Origin of the sequence: Paenibacillus sp. FSL P2-0136 (assembly GCF_037975325.1) — a bacterium.
GTDB classification, from domain to species: Bacteria; Bacillota; Bacilli; order Paenibacillales; family Paenibacillaceae; genus Paenibacillus_AQ; species Paenibacillus_AQ silagei.
Genome location: NZ_CP150244.1, coordinates 1661287 through 1679814, shown reverse-complemented (window position 1 = coordinate 1679814; position 18528 = coordinate 1661287). Strand labels below are relative to the sequence as shown.

General features: G+C 55.3%; 14 protein-coding genes. 4 read left to right on the top strand and 10 right to left on the bottom strand.

All coding sequences use genetic code 11. From position 1 onward, the window contains the following. On the bottom strand, positions 1–1179 hold the full coding sequence (locus tag NYE26_RS06975; protein WP_339257377.1) for a galactokinase: 1179 nt from the start codon (positions 1177–1179) through the stop codon (positions 1–3). A 229-nt stretch (positions 1180–1408) separates the two neighbouring features. Between NYE26_RS06975 and NYE26_RS06970 the strand changes: the two genes are divergently transcribed. Continuing rightward, on the top strand, positions 1409–2266 hold the full coding sequence (locus NYE26_RS06970) for an AraC family transcriptional regulator (RefSeq protein ID WP_339254884.1): 858 nt from the start codon (positions 1409–1411) through the stop codon (positions 2264–2266). A gap of 110 nt (positions 2267–2376) precedes the next feature. Here NYE26_RS06970 and mgrA read toward each other — a convergent pair whose 3' ends face one another. The 4 genes from mgrA to NYE26_RS06950 all read right to left on the bottom strand — a co-directional run bounded on the left by mgrA (position 2377) and on the right by NYE26_RS06950 (position 5815). Further along, entirely contained in the window at positions 2377–3375 is a 999-nt protein-coding gene (gene mgrA, locus NYE26_RS06965; RefSeq protein WP_339254882.1) for an L-glyceraldehyde 3-phosphate reductase, read from the bottom strand. A 92-nt stretch (positions 3376–3467) separates the two neighbouring features. Further along, entirely contained in the window at positions 3468–4208 is a 741-nt protein-coding gene (locus NYE26_RS06960; protein ID WP_339254880.1) for an NAD-dependent protein deacylase, read from the bottom strand. Between the two features lie 40 nt (positions 4209–4248). Next, positions 4249–5019, bottom strand: coding sequence for an HAD-IA family hydrolase (locus tag NYE26_RS06955; RefSeq protein ID WP_339254878.1), 771 nt, complete (start codon positions 5017–5019; stop codon positions 4249–4251). 46 nt (positions 5020–5065) lie between these two features. After that, positions 5066–5815, bottom strand: coding sequence for an alpha/beta hydrolase (locus NYE26_RS06950; protein WP_339254876.1), 750 nt, complete (start codon positions 5813–5815; stop codon positions 5066–5068). 213 nt (positions 5816–6028) lie between these two features. Between NYE26_RS06950 and NYE26_RS06945 the strand changes: the two genes are divergently transcribed. Together NYE26_RS06945 and ilvD are read left to right on the top strand one after the other, a co-directional pair. Further along, positions 6029–7069, top strand: a complete 1041-nt coding sequence (locus NYE26_RS06945; protein ID WP_339254874.1) for a fucose 4-O-acetylase — start codon at positions 6029–6031, stop codon at positions 7067–7069. Between the two features lie 259 nt (positions 7070–7328). Beyond that, positions 7329–9014, top strand: coding sequence for a dihydroxy-acid dehydratase (gene ilvD / locus NYE26_RS06940; RefSeq protein ID WP_036722581.1), 1686 nt, complete (start codon positions 7329–7331; stop codon positions 9012–9014). A 209-nt stretch (positions 9015–9223) separates the two neighbouring features. Here the strand turns inward: ilvD and NYE26_RS06935 are convergent, their stop codons facing one another. Further along, positions 9224–10597, bottom strand: a complete 1374-nt coding sequence (locus NYE26_RS06935; protein WP_339254872.1) for a polysaccharide deacetylase family protein — start codon at positions 10595–10597, stop codon at positions 9224–9226. 223 nt (positions 10598–10820) lie between these two features. Here NYE26_RS06935 and NYE26_RS06930 point away from each other — a divergent pair, with 223 nt between their 5' ends. Next, complete coding sequence (locus NYE26_RS06930) at positions 10821–12062, top strand: AI-2E family transporter (RefSeq protein WP_339254870.1); 1242 nt, start codon at positions 10821–10823, stop codon at positions 12060–12062. On the opposite strand, the gene NYE26_RS06925 is transcribed toward NYE26_RS06930, so the two are convergent. The 4 genes from NYE26_RS06925 to NYE26_RS06910 all read right to left on the bottom strand — a co-directional run bounded on the left by NYE26_RS06925 (position 12011) and on the right by NYE26_RS06910 (position 18481). Then, a complete protein-coding gene (locus NYE26_RS06925) occupies positions 12011–13828 on the bottom strand; it encodes a penicillin-binding transpeptidase domain-containing protein (protein WP_339254868.1) in 1818 nt (605 codons plus the stop codon). The genes NYE26_RS06930 and NYE26_RS06925 overlap by 52 nt on opposite strands. Before the next feature lie 525 nt (positions 13829–14353). Next, positions 14354–16324: a methyl-accepting chemotaxis protein gene (locus NYE26_RS06920; RefSeq protein ID WP_339254867.1), complete on the bottom strand. Its 1971-nt coding sequence runs from the start codon at positions 16322–16324 to the stop codon at positions 14354–14356. Positions 16325–16468: 144 nt separating this feature from the next. Next, positions 16469–17428 (bottom strand): alpha/beta fold hydrolase, encoded by a 960-nt coding sequence (locus tag NYE26_RS06915; RefSeq protein ID WP_339254865.1) that lies wholly within the window; start codon positions 17426–17428, stop codon positions 16469–16471. 27 nt (positions 17429–17455) lie between these two features. Then, the gene (locus NYE26_RS06910) at positions 17456–18481 is read right to left on the bottom strand and encodes a glycoside hydrolase family 130 protein (protein WP_036722586.1); all 1026 of its coding nucleotides are present in this window, start codon (positions 18479–18481) and stop codon (positions 17456–17458) included. Positions 18482–18528: the final 47 nt, after the last annotated feature.

Below are 18528 nucleotides of genomic sequence, written 5' to 3'. Positions count from 1 at the left end.
TTATTTCACTCCTTTCAATTCTTCCACGCCGTTGCCGATGCCGCATACATAGAATTCGCCGGTCAGGCCGGTTCTGTTCTTGTAGGCTTCTCCAACTTCCGTTATGAACCGCTGCACATCATCCTCGTGTACCAGCGATACCGTACATCCCCCGAATCCGGCCCCTGTCATCCGTGATCCCAGTGTGCCAGGAATGCGCTGCGCTTCTTCCACCATTACATCCAGCTCCTCGCAGCTGACTTCATACAGGTCGCGGAGGGAGACATGGGAGTCATTCATGTACAGGCCGAACTGCTTCAGATCATTGTTCTTCAGCACCTCCACCGAGTCAAGCACACGCTGATTCTCCTCCACTACATGGCGGGCCCGGCGTCTGACGGTTTCATCCGTAATTTTATCCTGATGAAGCTCGAATTGTTCAGGTTTCAGCTCAGCCAGATAAGACAGGCCCGGCACCTCTTGCTTAAGAATAGCCAGAGCCTCGTCACACTGGCTGCGGCGCTCATTGTACTTGGAGTCCACCAGACCGCGCTTCTTGTTCGTGTTGCCAATGACCAGCTTATAGCTGCCTGTCACAAAAGGTACGAGGCTGTATTCCAGCGTATCGCACATCAGCAGGATGGCATGGTCGCGCTTGCCGTTGGCTACAGCGAACTGGTCCATAATCCCGGAGTTCACGCCGACGTACTGGTTCTCCACACGCTGGGACAGCAGGGCCAGCTCCACCGTATCTATCTCTCCGCCAAGCAGCGTCAGGAAGGCGAAGCCTGTGACTACCTCGATCGAAGCGGAAGAGGACAGACCCGAGCCGTTAGGAATTTCACCGTGGAACAGGAGGTCATAGCCGCCGGATAGCGGAAGATCCTTCTTGGCCAGTTCTACCAGCACACCCACCGGATAGTCAATCCATTCGCCGGTCTTGGCTTTGCCGATCTCGCTATAGTCAATAGAAGCTTCGTAAGGTAAATTCGTCGATGCGAATTGAACCTTGCCGTCTGCACGCGGGCGCACGATCAGCGTGGTGCCGAAGTCCAGCGCCGCCGGGAAGACGTAACCTCCGTTGTAGTCCAGATGCTCTCCGATCAGATTCACGCGGCCCGGAGCGTAGAATACCCTTGCTTCTTCCTTGCTTTCCCCATATTTCTCAATAAATTTGCTGTTCAGTTCCTGTGTGCTCAACATTGCCACTCCACCCTTTCGCTGCTTGCGCTTTGGAATTCAACTTACGTCCTTCATGCTTACATTATAATAAAATCAGACTTGCCCTGATAATGCAATCATGTGTGCAATATATGGACAAATGTGACTTTCGTTCCTGAAGAGACTATACTCGGTATGAGGAAAAGTGAACGGGCGCTCCCTATACACTTAGCTATGGAAGCGTTCTGCTCAGGAAAGGCGGCTTGCAGTGCAACATACCTATTCAGTAGGATCAAATCCTGTCTATTACGATAAGCAGCTGCTGCATGTACTCTTTGCGGGAGAGAGCCAGACCCTCCCGCTGCATCAGGCGGGTCCCAAGATCTACGATTACTATCTGCTCCATTATATTGAATCAGGCTCCGGGGTCTTCCGGACAGAGGAGCATACGTACGAGCTGGGAGCCGGAGACTGCTTCCTGATCCACCCGGGCCAGCTGGTCAGCTACATCTCGGATCAGCAGGCGCCCTGGCGTTACCGCTGGGCCGCCTTCACCGGCGCCGATGCCGGACAGCTTGCGGAGCAGGCGGGCTTCGCGCCGCTCGCCCCGGTGCTGTCTACCGCAGGCGGCAGTGTAATACCCGGAGCGCTTGCCGGGATGATGTCCGCCTTCTATGCCAATAAGGAGAGCGCCGCCTTGACCTCTCTGGGGTATCTGTACCTTATCGCTGGCGAAGCGGCGGAGCTGCTGGTCTCCTCCACCCGGCTGCCGGGTGCGGAATCACAGATCAAGCGGACGGTGAAGCAGATGATTCACTACATGGCTTCTCAGTATGCCCATCCGGTCTCGATTGAACAGATGTGCGGCTCTCTTGGGTATAACCGTGCTTACCTCTCCCGCATCTTCAAGCAGGAGACGGGGCTCTCTCCGGTCACTTACCTGCTGAAGCTGCGGGTGGAGAAATCGCGCCAGCTGCTGCGTGAACGTCCCGAGCTGTCCGTGGAGCAGGTAGCGGCATCGGTCGGACTGACCGATGCCCTGTATTTCTCCCGGCAATTCAAGCGTTTCTACCGCCAGTCCCCCACCGCTTACCGCCAGGCCACAGTGAACCCTGGAGAGAAATAGCTATATCGCCTAGAGCAACAGCCCGTCTCCTGAACAGGAAGCGGGCTGCTTGCATTGTTATCTATGGAAGCCGGACCTTATGGCAACTCTTAGGCTGAGCGCCTTAAGCTTCAATCCTCTGTCTTAAGGATCGTTTCGATCCGGTCCAGCTCCTCCTGCGTGAAGTCACTGTGGGACAGCGCGGCGATATTCTCTTCGATCTGGCTGACCCGGCTGGCGCCGATCAGCGCCGAGGTGATCCGCCCGCCGCGCAGCGTCCAGAGCAGGGCAAACTGGGCCAGACTCTGGCCGCGCGTTACGGCCATCTGGTTCAGCGCGTGGATTCTGCGCAGCACCTCCGGCGTAATCCGGCTCTCATTCAGCGCTGCCGAAGGTCCGGCTGCCCGGGAATCTCCGGGAATGCCGTTCAGATATTTATTCGTCAGCAGACCTTGCGCCAGCGGAGTGAAGGCAATACTGCCCACCCCATGCTCCTCCAGCACATCCTGAAGCCCGCCTTCAATCCAGCGGTCCAGCATGGAATACCTCGGCTGATGAATCAGCAGCGGGGTGCCCAGCTCCTTCAGGATCGCAATAGCCTGCTGCGTCTGCTCCGCCGAATAGTTTGACAAGCCGATGTACAACGCCTTGCCTGAGCGTACAGCATGATCCAGCGCTCCCATCGTTTCTTCCATGGGCGTGTCCGGGTCCGGGCGGTGGGAATAGAAGATATCCACATAGTCCAGTCCCAGCCGCTTCAGGCTCTGGTCCAGACTGGACAGGATATATTTACGTGAACCCCAGTCCCCGTAAGGGCCGGGCCACATCGTATATCCCGCCTTGGTCGAGATCACCAGCTCGTCACGGTACGGCGCGAGATCCCGGGCCAGCACTTTGCCGAACAGCTCTTCCGCCGATCCGGCCGGAGGCCCGTAGTTATTCGCCAGATCGAAGTGGGTGATTCCAAGATCAAAGGCACGGGTAATCATCCCGCGGCCATTCTCAAAGGCATCAATGCCGCCGAAATTATGCCACAGGCCCAGTGAGATGGCTGGAAGCTTGAGACCTGACCTGCCGGTGCGGTTGTAACGCATTCCTTCATACCGTTCATCACTAGCCACATATACCATGTTATATCCCTGCCTCTCGTATCTCTTGTGTGAATACCCTTCTTTAAACTCATGGCTTCATAAGTAATCTCACTCTACAAAAAAACTGGGCATTAGCCCAGCAGTCCCTGCACTCTACCCAGCACATCTCCGATACGCTCTGTAATAATCAGATCTGCCTGATCGTCATACGGGGTAGGCTCGCCGTTAAGCAATACAGTATGCTGTCCCCTGAAGTAAGTAACCAGGCTTGCAGCAGGATGAACCGTAAGCGAGGTACCGCCGATGATCAGCAGATCCGCCGCTGCAATGGCATCCACGGCTTCAACCAGCACTTCATGATCGAGCGCTTCCTCATAGAGCACCACATCCGGCTTGATGATGCCCCCGCAGTCCTCACAGCGTGGCACAGAGCCTTCCTGCTCCAGCCATTCCTCCAGGCCGTAATAGCGCTGGCACCCCATGCAGTGATTGCGGTGGATAGAGCCGTGCAGCTCCAGAACCCGGCGGCTGCCGGCAATCTGATGGAGGCCGTCGATATTTTGCGTAATGACCGCCTTCAGCCTCCCGCTCTCCTCCAGATCCGCGAGCAGCCGGTGGGCCCCGTTCGGCTTCGCTCCCGGATGTATCATCTTGCTGCGGTAGAAATCAAAAAAAATGTCCGGCGAGGACATAAAAAAGCTGCGGCTGAGCATCACCTCAGGCGGATAAGGGGAGTTGTGCTGTGTCTGGTACAGACCGGCTGCCGAACGGAAGTCCGGGATGCCGCTCTCCGTCGATGTTCCGGCACCGCCGAAAAAGACGATATTATTGCTTTTTTGAATCCAGGAAGCCAGTAGCTGTAATTGTTCCATAATCTACACCTGTCCTCTCTGTACCTCATTCGTAATGCATTCAGATTGTTAAGCGGAGCGCCGGATAGCCGGATACCACAATATCCGCATCCAGCAGATGGTCTGTCCTTCCGTCCGGTGAGATCCCGACTGCAAGGCGCAGTCCCGCCCCACGGCCCAGCTGCATATCCGCATTGCTGTCACCGATAATCACTGTGTCTTCGGGACGCAGCTCCAGCTCCCGGCAGGCCTTCTCGGCTATCTCCGGTGCAGGCTTGCCGTACTTTACCTGGTCGCGGGTAACCACCGCCCCGAAGTATTCTGAAATGCCAAGCCATTCCAGATGCTCACGGGTAGTGGACAGATTGTCAGAGGTCACAACGCCAAGCTTCAGGGAAGCGGCGGCACACTGCCCCAGGAATGGCAATACTCCCGGCATGGGTACAGCCGTACGGCGGCGGCGAAGCTCATTCATGGCCTCCTTGGAGATGGCATTCACGCGCGTCACCGCTTCATTCCATGGGAGACCTGCTGTATAGAGTTGCCAGGCCAGAATTCCGGTGGATTCCTCAGCCGTTGCCATGGAGAGCGGACCGGCGGGATCATAACCGGTAATTCGTCCGGAAGCATCATGCGTCGTCCCCAGCACCGGGGCCAGATCGGCTCCCGTAACGGGTCTGCTGCCCATTAAAGTCAGCTGGCTGCCCAGCCCCTCAAGCACCAGTTCAGCCCAGCTGCCCCAGGTGGCCAGGAGATCAAGCAGCGTGCCGTCCTTATCGAACAGGATGCCGCTTACGGGAACGGAGAGTTCATTGATGTGCAATACAGGCATTCCAGCGCTCCTCTGCATAAGATATATTACTTCAAGTATTCGTTGTTCATTTGCTCTGGCGCAGATTCCCCAGCCAGTCCAGCATCGCCCGGACGGTCCGGGTCTGCTGTTCATCTTCGGTAATCGTAGCGGTCCCGTCACCCTTTTGCGCGCCATAGCTGCCGAATTGGGCATGGTTACCGCCGTCAACCGACACATATACGGTATTGCCCGGCAGATAGGAACGCCCTTTGTTATAGCTCTTCTGATCTACGACTTCATCCTGCGTGCCAAGCACAGACAAGACGGATAGCGTGGTGTTCTTCAGGCTGCCTTTCTCATCGGGATACGAGGCCAGAAAAAAAACGCCTTCCAGCTGGCCGGCATGATCCGCAGCGAAGCGTGAAGCCATTACGCCGCCGAGCGAATGTCCGCCCAGGACAAAGGACTGCTTCGGATGCACGCGGATAATCTCTTCGGCGGCATCCCCTTTAATTACAGCCAGATTAAGCGGCATTCTGGCAATGTAGAACGGGTGACCGGCAGCGGCAACTTTACGGGCCAGCGGCGCATATGCTTCCGCCTTGACCAGTGCGCCCGGATAAAAGATCACGGCGGTGCCGAGCACCACTGAAGGGTCGAACGAGATCCAATTGTCATTCTGTTCAACAGTGACGCCCCCGGCAGAGATCAGAGCGGTTTCAGCCCGTGCCTCCGGCTTATACGGGGTCAGATATCTCCATATAAACACCCCCGCCACCAGTAGAACCAACACCACTCCAATAAGCACACGGCGTCTGATTATATTCTTTTTCATTAGTGTTCACTCCCGATTCCTGCATACTGAAAATTATAAGGGAATCGGTGAATTCAAACAACCTTCAAGACTTCGCCACATCTGGCCCTATCCGTTTCCAATGATAGCGCTTACTATTGTGATGTATTTCACAATTTATTGTCCGGAAATCATGTATTTTAAAATTAAAGTATCAAACCCTACGCAAACCCTAATTTCATTGGAGGTTACGTCATGACCCGGGTAAGCCCGCTTAACACGCGCGGAGAGACCTTTTTTCTTAATCTGCGCTTCATGCTTATTGTAACTGTCTTTGTGGCCAATGCGATCGAACCCCTGATTCAAGAAATGAGCGGACTTCATACGCTTTACCAATGGATCTTCAGTTTTCATATGCCGCTGTTTGTGCTGGTAACCGGATACTTTGCCCGTTCAAGCTTGCATGGAGCGCCTGGGCGCAAGATGCTGCTACAGATTGCCCTGCAATATGTTATTTTTCAGAGCCTCTACTCCCTACTTGACGCCTCCCTGTTTCATGTGAATAATATACAGCATTCGTTCTTCGCTCCTTATCTGCTGCTCTGGTTCCTGGCCAGCCACATCTGCTGGCGCCTGCTGATGCTGGGCATGAGCCGCTGGACCCGCAGCGCCCAGCTGGCCTTCGCTCTTACCGCAGGGGTGGCCGTAGGTTATCTGCAGCTGGACGGGATCTGGTTCAGCATCAGCCGCACCTTTGTCTACCTGCCCTTTTTTGTGATCGGGTACCATTTCTCCTTCGGGGCTTTCGTGAAGCTGTACCAGCGGTATGTCAAAAGCATTGCCGCCGCCGCTTCGCTCCTGCTGCTCCTTGCTATCGGCCTGCTTGGCAGTAATCTCCCCATAGGCTGGCTATACGGCAGTATGACTTATATGCAGCTTGGCGCCCATGAATGGTACGCGGGTCTGTTCCGGCTCGCGGTCTATGGCCTGCAATTCATCGCTTCTCTGGCATTTCTGGGCCTGGTGCCTTACGGGTTAAGCCGCATGACCGGCCTGGGACGCCGGACCCTCTATGTTTTTCTGCTGCATGGCTTTGTGGTCCGCACGGCGGTGATTTCCGGATTGTATACTTATATCGGCAACCCGGCCGGAGCAGCGCTGCTGCTCGCCGGTGCAGTAGGATGTACGGTGCTGCTCGCCCAGCCTACGGTCAGACGTCTGCTGAACCCGCTCGTGGAGCCGTCCGTAGAGTGGATGATCTCCCTGCAGCGTGCCGCCATCCGGCGCTCTCTATAGAATGAAGCTGCCATGCTATATCAATTTGCCGAAGTCTATCCTATACGGAATAGGCTTCTTTCTGTATATTAGCCCAGACTTTACATGCGTGACCCCCCGACAAACTTCACACTGCCCGGTAGAAAAAACAGGATTTTTGTGATAGACTCTCTATTAACGTTCGTAACCAATCACCGCAGGGTACGTATATTTCGGGATTGCAATGCGTTAATGCGGCACTATATTCGCTTTACCAATATTGTTAGGGGGAAAAGTCATCATGGCAAACAAGAAAATGCGATCAGATATGATCAAAAAAGGCTTCGACCGCGCTCCTCACCGCAGCCTTTTGCGGGCAGCAGGCGTTAAAGAAGAGGATTTCGGCAAACCGTTCATCGCGGTCTGCAATTCCTATATCGATATTGTTCCGGGTCATGTGCATCTGCAGGAATTCGGCAAAATCGTGAAGGAAGCCATCCGTGAAGCCGGCGGGGTTCCATTCGAATTCAACACGATCGGCGTTGACGACGGGATTGCCATGGGTCATATCGGTATGCGTTATTCGCTGCCAAGCCGCGAGATCATTGCCGACTCTCTGGAAACGGTAGTATCCGCGCACTGGTTCGACGGTATGGTGTGCATTCCCAACTGTGATAAAATCACCCCGGGCATGATGATGGGCGCACTGCGCGTCAACATCCCGACAATCTTCGTCAGCGGCGGGCCGATGAAGGCCGGCGTAGACAGCAAAGGCAAGAAGCTCTCCCTCACTTCTGTATTTGAAGGCGTTGGCGCGCATCAGGTCGGCAAGATCAACGATGCTGAGCTGCTCGAACTCGAACAATACGGCTGTCCTACCTGCGGATCATGCTCCGGCATGTTCACTGCCAACTCCATGAACTGTCTGGCTGAAGCTATGGGCCTTGCGCTTCCGGGCAACGGCACCATCCTGGCCGTAGCCGAAGAACGCAGAGACTTCGTCCGCAAGTCAGCAACCCAGCTCATGGAGCTGATCAAGCTGGACCTGAAGCCGCGTGATATCGTAACCCAGGAATCGCTGGACAATGCCTTCGCGCTGGATATGGCGATGGGCGGCTCGACCAACACCGTACTGCATACCCTGGCACTGGCTCAGGAAGCCGAAATCGATTATCCGTTGGAACGCATCAACGAAGTAGCCAACCGGGTTCCTTACCTGGCCAAGCTGGCTCCGGCCTCCGATATCTTCATCGAAGATGTGGACCGGGCGGGCGGCGTAAGCGCCGTGCTGAACGAATTACTGAAGAAGCCAGGCGCAATCTTCGGCGATTGCATGACGGTTACCGGCAAGACACTGGCCGAGAATGTAACCGGCCATGAGATCCAGGATACATCTGTTATTCATACCATTGACAACCCCTATTCCCAAGTTGGCGGACTGGCTGTACTCTACGGCAACCTGGCTCCTGAAGGCTCCATCATCAAGGTGGGTGCCGTGGATGCTTCTGTTGGCGGCTATCACAAAGGACCTGCCATCTGCTTCGACTCTCAGGAAGAAGCACTGGAAGGTATCGCGAACGGCAAGGTCAAAGAAGGCCATGTAGTCGTTATCCGTTATGAAGGTCCGAAGGGCGGACCGGGCATGCCGGAAATGCTGGCGCCGACTTCACAGATCGTCGGTATGGGCCTGGGCGCCAAGGTTGGCCTGATCACGGACGGACGTTTCTCCGGTGCCTCCCGCGGGATCAGCATCGGTCACATCTCTCCGGAAGCGGCTGAGGGCGGACCGATCGCTTTTGTAGAGGATGGCGATATCATTGAGCTGGACCTCAACAACCGCAAGATCGAGCTGCTGGTTGACGAGGAAGTGCTGGCGGTCCGCCGCCAGGGCTGGAAAGAATTCGAGCCGAAGGTGAAGACCGGTTATCTGGCCCGTTACTCCAAGCTGGTTACCAATGCAAGCAAGGGCGGCGTGCTGAAGATCTAATCGTTAGAGCCGCAGCCTTAAGCAAATGTAATGATGATATGAGCAGCTCCAACCGCAAATTCGGTTGGAGCTGCTCTTTTTGCTGCAGGAATTGAAGCTTTGAGGAGAAAAATGTTGCATCATGTGCAGGAACTAAAAAACCGCCAGCCCATTCAGGCCAGCGGAGATTGTAATCAATATAAGTGCATTAAACTGCGTATGCTTCATCTTCAATGAACTACCGTTGCTCCGGGAAGCTCAGCTTCAAGCGTCCGTTCCTCTTCGTGTACCCGCTGCTCCACATGCTTGTGCGGAAGCTGACGGTTCATCTGGTCCAGAAGCTGCGATACCGGCATCAGTATCATCTTGGGCACCAGTTGGTCACTGCGTTCCTTAAGTCTTGCGCCGCCTGACGGATGAATCACACTCATGAGAATACTAAGGTAGAACTTGGTGCTGCTGGCGAACAGTCCGCTGGGCAGATCCAGTACGATGAAGCCGAACTTCTCCGGCCCGCGGTTGATCATGCTGACTCCGTAGAGCGCTTTGGCTTCAGCTAGCTCCACATCACCACAAATCCGCTCGGCCAGCACCGGCAGATCCTTCTCCATCCGGCGGATCAGGCGGATCGCAAGCTGGGCAGTGGAACGGGAATGAATTCCCAGCTCGAATAGCTGCCTGTTATCGAAATGCAGCTCGATCACCTTGTCGCCCTTGCTTAAGGTCTCGCCATTATCCATGTGGACCGTTCTGCCCTGGTACTTGCGCAGCCGGTAATGCAGGAACGGGTCTTCCTGCGAGATTGTCTTGATCTGGAACAGCAGCTGAAAGAGCTTCTCCCAGCCCAGCCATAAACCGACAAGCAGCCGCTTGCCGAAGGACAAATGCGTGATCGGGGAGCGCTGCACCGCCTTGATCATCTCGTCAATCCGGACGCTGTGCAGTCCGCGCCGCTCGGCCTCGGCCAACATCCGCTCCAGCGCAATCAGCATATGCTCCGGTGCATTCGGATCAGCGCCGATCGTCGTACCGCAGTCATGCAGCAGCAGCACCTCCCCCGGGCCGAGCTTCGCAATAAGCTTCTCGGTCAGCTTCTCCGCTCCAAGCTTTTCCTTCCAGTCGCCGAACATCGCCGACCACAGCACAATCTGCACCTGACGGCGTTTGGAGAAGTCGAACAGGTTCACGATTCCCCAAGGAGGACGGTAATACGTGCTGCGCTCGCCGGTAATGGAGAAGATGATCTCGTCCGTCCGGTCAATCTGCTTCCTCACCGTGGCGGGACGCATCAGCCAGTTCGTCTTGTGCACATAATTATGAATTCCGATCAAATGCCCTTCGTCATGCATTCGCTTGATGATCTCGGGGTGCTGCTCCGCGTGCGAGCCAACGACAAAAAAGGTCGCCTTCGCATCGTAGCGCTTAAGCAGATCGAGCAGCAGCGGTGTATAATGCGGGTCTGGCCCGTCATCAAAGGTCAGGCCGTAATCCGTACGCCCAATTCCTTTGCGGAAGACACGATAACCAAATAAACGGCTGATCATACCGGGAATAAAAGCATAAAAGGTAGAGATATAAAATAGCCAGAGCAGCAAAGTCTGCATGTACAATCACCGCTTTTCCAGAGTTGACTTTGGCTCGCCTTACGTCTGTTAGGAGATAGATGTGATACGGCCAAGTAGAGTAAGTAGAAGCGACAGCTTTAAAAAACATCACCTCCTAGTTTAACACAGCTGCCAAAGAAATAGACGTTTTTTATTAAAATCGTGTACAATGAGTTGAAGTGCAGGTTACAAATTCATCTTCACAAAGGGGTCGTTTAAATCTATGCTGCCGCTGTACAGAAAATATTGGCGCACCTTTTTCGACATTGGGCTGCTTGTTCTAACCGTATATTTAGTGATGCTCGGCTTCAGTAAATTGTACCAGCTGGCTGCGCCGGTGTTCCTGTCCTTTTTTGTATTTCTGCTGATTGAGCCGCTGGCCCGCTTCCTGAACCGCAAGGGAATGGCCAAGCCCTTCGCCTCTGCGATCTCCGTGGTGCTCTTCCTGGTCATCCTGCTGGGCGTCCTGTTCGGTGCCGGACTGCTGATTACGACCCAGGCGATTCACCTCCAGAATAATCTGCCCAAATATACATACGTGGTCCAGCAGCATTTCGCAGAGACTACGACCTATCTTCAGCACAAAATCGATTCGCTTCCATCCGATGTGACAGATAAGCTGAACGGTTATTTCACAGATGCCACCAATATTCTCTCGAAGTGGATGGTCGCCTTCTTCAAATATATGGTCGGAGTGCTTGGCTCTTTCTCTTCCTTTATGGCTAATTTCGGGATTGCGATCATTCTCGCCTTTTTCCTCAGCATGGAGATTAAGGACTGGCGCCGAATTGCCCACGAGAAGCTGCCGAAGACGTTCAAGACGGCCTACGCCTTCCTGCAGGGAAATGTGTTCAAGGCTATCGGTTCTTATATCAAAGCACAGATGATCCTGATCAGCATCACCTTCGTCATTATTCTTGCTGGCCTGCTGATTCTTCAGACAGGCAATGTACTCACCATCGCGCTGGTCTGTGCCGTGGTCGATCTGCTTCCGCTGCTCGGGGTACCTGCGGTGCTGATCCCTTGGATCATCTATCTGTTCATTGTTGGAAATACTTCGCTTGCTGTCGGGCTCATCGTTCTGCTGGCTGTAGTAATGGTGGTTAGACAGCTGCTGGAGCCCAAAATCACAGGGAATTCGATCGGTGTCTCCTCTGCCTTCCTGATGCTCTCCTTCGTGATTCTGTCCTCCTCCCTGTTCGGGATAGCAGGACTCATTCTGTCGCCGATTCTGCTGATTCTGCTCAAGGAGCTGCTCCAGCAGGGATATCTCCAGCAGTGGATCTATCTGCCGCAGGAGGAGTTCGTCGTCTCGCCCTTCGCGGCCTCGGGAACCTCTACGGCAGGCGCTCCCGTAAGCAGCAGTCCGGCCGGGAATGCCGAGTCTAATGCGCAGCCTGCCGGTCCAGGCCCTCAGGCCCCGGTTGATCCGCCTTCCAGCCCCGACAACAGCTCGAACACCTGACCGAACAGGCGGGTGGCGGCCTGCGGACTGTCTGGAGCCACATTCTCTATCGCCACAGACACCGCATATTTCGGATGGTCAACCGGACCATAGCCGATGAACCATTGATTGTTGCGCGGTGTGCCATGCACCAGCGTCTGGGCCGTGCCTGATTTGCCGGCGAGCGGCCAAGCGGCAGGCTTCAGCATCCGGCCTGTGCCCTCTGTGACTACGCTGCGCATCATGCCCAGCAGCACACGGGCAGTGGCCGGAGCGATCCGCCCCTCCGGCGCTGGCGCCAGATGTCCCGGAAGCTCCTTAAGCGTCTGTCCATTGGCAAAATCAACCCGCTCCAGAATCCGCGGCGCTCTCACCTCACCGCCATGCAGCAGTGTGACGACCAGATTCGCCGCCTGCAGCGGAGTGATCCGCACATCGCGCTGGCCGATCGCCGTCTGGACTCTCGCCCCGCCGTCATCCGGCAGGAGCGTGGTGAAGATGGTTCCCGGCTGCTCTCCGGCCAGCGGCCGGAGCAGCGGCAGACCGAGTGTATTCTCCGCCTGCCACCCGATGCTCCGGCCCAGTCCAAGGGCAAGGGCGGTAGCTTGAAGCTTCAGACCGCTCAGCCGCTCGGCCAGCGTAGCAAATACAGTATTACAGGACACGGCGAACCCTTGCTTAAGCGTAAGGGCGCCGTGTCCTTTGCCGTGGGGACATGACAATCCGTATTTCCCATATGCTCCTGCACAGAAGAAAGGCTCCTCCGGTGTGGTCAGCCCGGCTTCAAGTGCGGCAGCGGCCGTAACAATTTTGAAGATAGAGCCCGGAGCGGCCGCTTGAAGAGCACGGTTGTTCCATTCTCCCCCTTGCGGTGAGACCTGCTGCGGATTGTAGAACGGCAAGGAGACCATCGCTGCGATATCACCGCTCCGGCTGTCCATTACCACAATCGCCCCTACCTTCACCCCGGCTTCCGCCGCCAGCTGCTCAATGCTCTCCTGAAGCTTCAGATCAATTGTGGTATATAGTGACAGCGGATAATAGGGGTTGCCCGGCGCCTTGACTGTGATCGGGCTTCCCGGAACCCGTTTGCCGCGCGCATCAACCTGGGCAACGGCCTCCGTGTGCCCCACGCCCTGCAGCAGCGGCTCCAGCGTCTTCTCCAGCCCGGCTGTGCCGGTTCTTGGAATTCTCAGCCCTGTAGGGGATTGAGTGACAGCTTCTCCTGAAGCTTCAGACAGATAACCGAGCCACTGTCGGCCGGATGCAGACCCGTTATATCTGCGGGCAAAAGGCAGCGCCCGGACACCTTCAATCGCAAGCGCCTCCACTTCTCTGGCCTGCGGCAGGGTCAGGGCCAGCGGCCCCGTGCCTTGGCCGGAAGGCCAGAGCAACGGCTCCTTCAGCCCCAACCGTCTTGCCTGCAGCTGGCTGTAGCTGACGCCAAGAATCTCCGCCAGACGGTGAAGCTGCTGGTCATCGTTATATTCACCGGCACCATGATGCCGGTGAAGCTCTTCCTCCGGCGGGAACAGCGCAGCGGTCCAGACCGTCTCTCCAGCCAGCGCCCTTCCGTGTTTGTCATACAGCCGTCCTCTTCCGCTGTCCAGCACCGTCTCCCGCTCACTTTGCAGCTCTGCCATCTGAGCTACTGTGTAACGGGTGCCGCTTACTACACTATCCTTCAGCAGCAGCTGTACCCAGGCCAGCCTGATCATCAGGCCCGCCAGCAGCATACACAGGATCAGGCAACCCCAAAATATGCGTGTATGAATCAGCTTGTGCAAATTGCTATTCCTCCATCCAATGGGCTGAAAAACCTTGGCTACTAGCAGCTCATCAGATTTAAAAGTGTGAGAATCACTTTAACTAATTGCTTGCTGAGGGTTAGCAGCGCCCCGATTAGGGTCCAAGGGGGAGGCTTAATTGCAATCTGTACAACTAAATCGCCGGATATGCCGCCGAATCTCTGTTTAGTTGTATTTCGTGCAATTAAAATGCCTCTATACCTGGATTTTCGCCCATTCGGGCAAATTTAGTTGTATGGAATACAGTTAGGAGAGGCAGGCCTTCCTTTTAACTGTTTTTAGTTGCACCGAATACACTTATCTCTCATGGTTCGTTACAAACTGAATATTTTGTTTAATCCATGGGGTTCTTTACTTGCTAAAGGTGGCTTCCTTCCAGAATATGAGCTCCCTCGTTCGCTACACCGAGTCCTCCATTTTAAATCTGATGCTGTACTAGTATACCCAGCTCTAAAAGCAAAATAACCGCTTCCCATAAAGGAAAGCGGTCTGAAGAAGTTAGGCTCATACGCTGAACTTGGATAATCGCTCCCGCAGTCTGGAGGAGGCATTCTCCAGCTTACTGGAGAGGGTAACCAGATATTCGCTTACATTCTCCTGTTCTCCGGTAAGGGAGGCTACCTCTTCAGAGGCGGCCGAGGATTCTTCGGCGAATGAGCTGACATTACCTATCGTCTCTGACAGGACCTGCTGCGAGTGGTTCAGGCCGTCAATCGAAGAAGATACCGAATCCAGCCTGGTAATCAACTGATGCATCTGCCCCTGTACACTAATGAAGATCTCACTGGTGTTCTGAACATAGTCCATCTGCTCCCCGAACAGCGGCGCAACCTCGGACAAGGCGTCTACCGTCTCATGCATATCCCGCATGATCCGGTCAGTGATCTCGCCCACCACGGCAATCGAACGCTTGGACTGCTCCGCCAGCTGGCGGATTTCATCAGCGACAACCGTGAAGCCTTTGCCCGCTTCGCCTGCCCGCGCCGCTTCAATAGTAGCGTTCAGCGACAGGATATTGGTCTGCTGGGTGATGCTCTGCATGACCTCCAGCACCTGAATGACCGATGAGGCAGTATCCTTAAGCTCATTCACCTTAAGGACCAGCTTGCCTGTCCTGTCGCCAGTCTCTTGTGTTCTGCCCAGCAGCTCCTGCAGCTTGACTACCCCTTCCGCACTGGCTTGCTCCACGCTATGCGCAGTTCCGCCAATCTCATGGGCTACTGCAATGACAGCTTCCATCTTCTCCGAGATCTGAGCCGTCATCTCATTCCCCCGGTCCGCCTCCAGTGAGAGGCTGCCGGCACCGCCGGCAATCTCTTCCGTGGCTGCGGCAATATCCTTCGCTGCCACCGCTGTGTCCCGCGAGGCATTGCCAAGGGCTTCCGCTGCTTCCGTAACCTCACGCGCGGTCTCATTGGTGTGGACGACCAGCTCTGTAATCTGCTCCATCATCAGGTTGAAGGAGCCGGACAGCTGGCCTATCTCATCACGGGTGACGACATCGGTGCGTACGCGCAGATCCCCGTCTGCCCCCTTGACCATCAGATCCCGCAGACGTGAGAGCGGACGTGAGACCATCCGTACCATCCAGAGTCCTATCAGTACGGCAACGGCAGCAGCGGCGGCCACCGCTATGTAGGTCGTGTTAAGGATGCGTCCCGCATCCTTGGTCAGATTGCCGGAAGGTACCACACCGAGCAGTCTCCAGCCGGAGGTATGCAGCGTACCGTAGACCGCAAGAATGGATTTGCCCTTCTCATCCTTGGTCGGCAGGGAGCCGGAGGTGTCACTTAATCCCTTGAACAGGGTTCCCCCCAGGCGCAGATAGGTGTCCGTCTCCTCTTGCTGGGAAGAGGCAATCAGCTCATCTGTGGCAGTCAGCAACTGGATATAGGAACCCTGACCCAGATCAACCATTTTCAGCTGGCTGTCAAGCTCTGTACTCTTAATATCGCAGACCGCCAGATAACCGGTGTGATCCGCTTCCGCCGCCACAGACTTAGCGAAACGCACCACTCCTTCAGCCTCTCCCTGCTTCAACGCTTCGGTAATCCACCGGCTCTGCGGCTTCTCCTGCAGCTGCTTGTACCATGCTGCATCACGGATAGCCGCTAGGAAATCATTATCCACTTCACCAGCTCCGGTTGCGGGCAACGCTTTATCCAGCGGAACCAGATACACTGCCTGCACGCCGGGTACAGCCGAGAGCCATTGATCGAGCTCCCCGTTAATCGTCGTGGACAGCTCTGTACGCTTCGCAGGATCTGCTGCAGCAGGGCCTGCCAGTGCGACCGCCTGCTGAATATCCTCATTGTAGAACAGCTGACCCAGATTATCTTCATAGCGCAGCAGGACGACATCCAGCTTCTCAGCCGTCTGCTCCACAGTCTGCTGATTAGCAGACAATGCATTGTTCTCAATCGTATGTCTGGCCACAGCGTAAGAAATATAACCCAGAGACAGCACAATTCCCATGGTCGCGATGAAAAAAACCAGAAAGAGCCGCATCCCCAGCGACTTGGAGGGATGCAGCCGAGAAAGAATAGAGGTACTCCGAACTGTTGACCTGCTCAAAAAACCACCGCCAGATTCTATGTATTCTTGAACGGAAGGAGCCCGTTACAAGGTCATGAACATCTGAAGCGTCCGATCAGAAAGATAGGGAAGATATTCATGACCATATTCATGATATACCAACAGATCTTTTACGGCTGTGATTTTGTTGTATGCGGCGAATTGTGTCGACGGCGGACAGATCGTATCGGCCAGACCGGTTACCCATAATACCCTGCCCTGTATACGACCGGCTAAATTCTGGATGTCAATATAACCGAGCCGGTTAAAAATCTCTTCCTCCCGCAGATGATGCGGATCAAAGAAGCGGAAATAATAGTGAATCTCCTCGTAGGCAGAGGTTGTAATATCCAGCGCCCATGCCCCCTTGTAATCGGAGAGGAACGGATAGACCGGAATGGCAAGCCTAACCCTTGGCTCCAGGGCAGCACAGGCAACCGTGAGTGCACCGCCTTGGGAACAGCCGAAGGCACCCACCCGCTCCGGGTCTACCTCCGGCATAGTCATCAGAATCCGTGCCGTCTGGACCGTGTCCAGGAACACGTTGCGGTAATATAGCTTGTCGGGATTGGGATCATCAATGCCCCGGATGATATGCCCGCGGACCGTCGTTCCCCGGACAGTCAGATTATCCTCGGATAACCCGCCCTGCCCCCGGCAATCCATGGCAAGCACGCTGATCCCGTGAGCAGCGTAAGCCACCTTTTCCATCCAGTCCCCGCTGTCGCAGGAATAACCGTGGAACATGACAAGGCCTGCACCTTTCCCTGCTCCCGCTTTCTTAGGCCTTACATATTTACAGTGCACTCTGGCACCGCCCACTCCGGTAAAATACAAATGAAAACACTCGGCCAGCTCACTCGAAAACCCTGCAGGCACCAGCTCGTAAGCCAGTGTCTGATGGTCCAATTCATGAAGCGCGCGCTCCCAATAAACATCAAAGTCACCGGGCTTCGGACTGCTGCCCTGATAATCCAGCAATTGCGGTATAGATCTTTGGTTCATCTGAGCGTCTCCTCTCCGGTTGTCACCCTAGATTCTGCCAGGACCGGCATCATCGCCAACCTCTTCATGCGTCTCGATAACGTAATTGACGATTTCCTGGACAGTGGTGTAGGCAACACCGACATAGGTGTCCGCAGCCCCGTAATAGATGGCAATCCGGCCGGTATCCGCATCGCTCAGCGCAGCACAAGGGAAGAGTACATTGTTGACGAAGCCTCTTTCCTCATACCATTCTTCCGGGGTCAGCACGAAGTTCCGGGAGCGGTATTTCACTCTCGAAGGCTCATCTGCATCCAGAATCACAGCGCCCATGCTGTAGACGAGACCGTTGCAGGTCCCGGTAACCCCATGGTAGAACATCAGCCAGCCTTCCGAGGTCTCAATGGGCGCAGGTCCGCCGCCGATCTTGGTGCTCTGCCACCAGCCTTGTCCGCCCTTGGTCATAACATGCCGGTGCTTGCCCCAATACACGAAGTCCGGGCTCTCACTGAGGAAGACATCGCCGAACGGCGTATGTCCGCTGTCGCTTGGACGGGAGAGCATGACGAAATTGCCGCCTATTTTCTTCGGGAACAGTACACCGTTACGGTTGAACGGCAGGAACGGATTCTCCAGACTGACGAAGTGCTTGAAGTCCTGTGTCTTGGCAACGCCGATCGCTGCCCCGTAGAAATCCGTGCACCAGATGATGTAATACGTATCCTCCACCTTCACCAGACGGGGATCATATGCGTAACGCGGCATATACGGATGGCCTGCCTCGTCCTTGAATTGGATCGGCTGCTCATCAATAATCCAGTCCAAGCCGTCCGCGCTGCGGCCCATCCGCAGATGGGGGCGGGTCGTGTGATCCTCCACACGGAAGACTCCCAGGAAGCTGCCCTCGTAAGCGATCACCGCGCTGTTGAAAATACGGGCGACCCCCTTCGCCGGATTGCGCTTGATCACCGGATTATCGCTATGTCTCCAGACCGGATTGTCATTCCCGGCAGGTCTGTCCTGCCAAGGCATATTCGGCAGACTCTGGCTGGCCGTCAGTTTAACTTCTCTCATAATAGAATCCCTCCAATGATAGTTGCAGCAGCCGCTGCGGTGGTGTG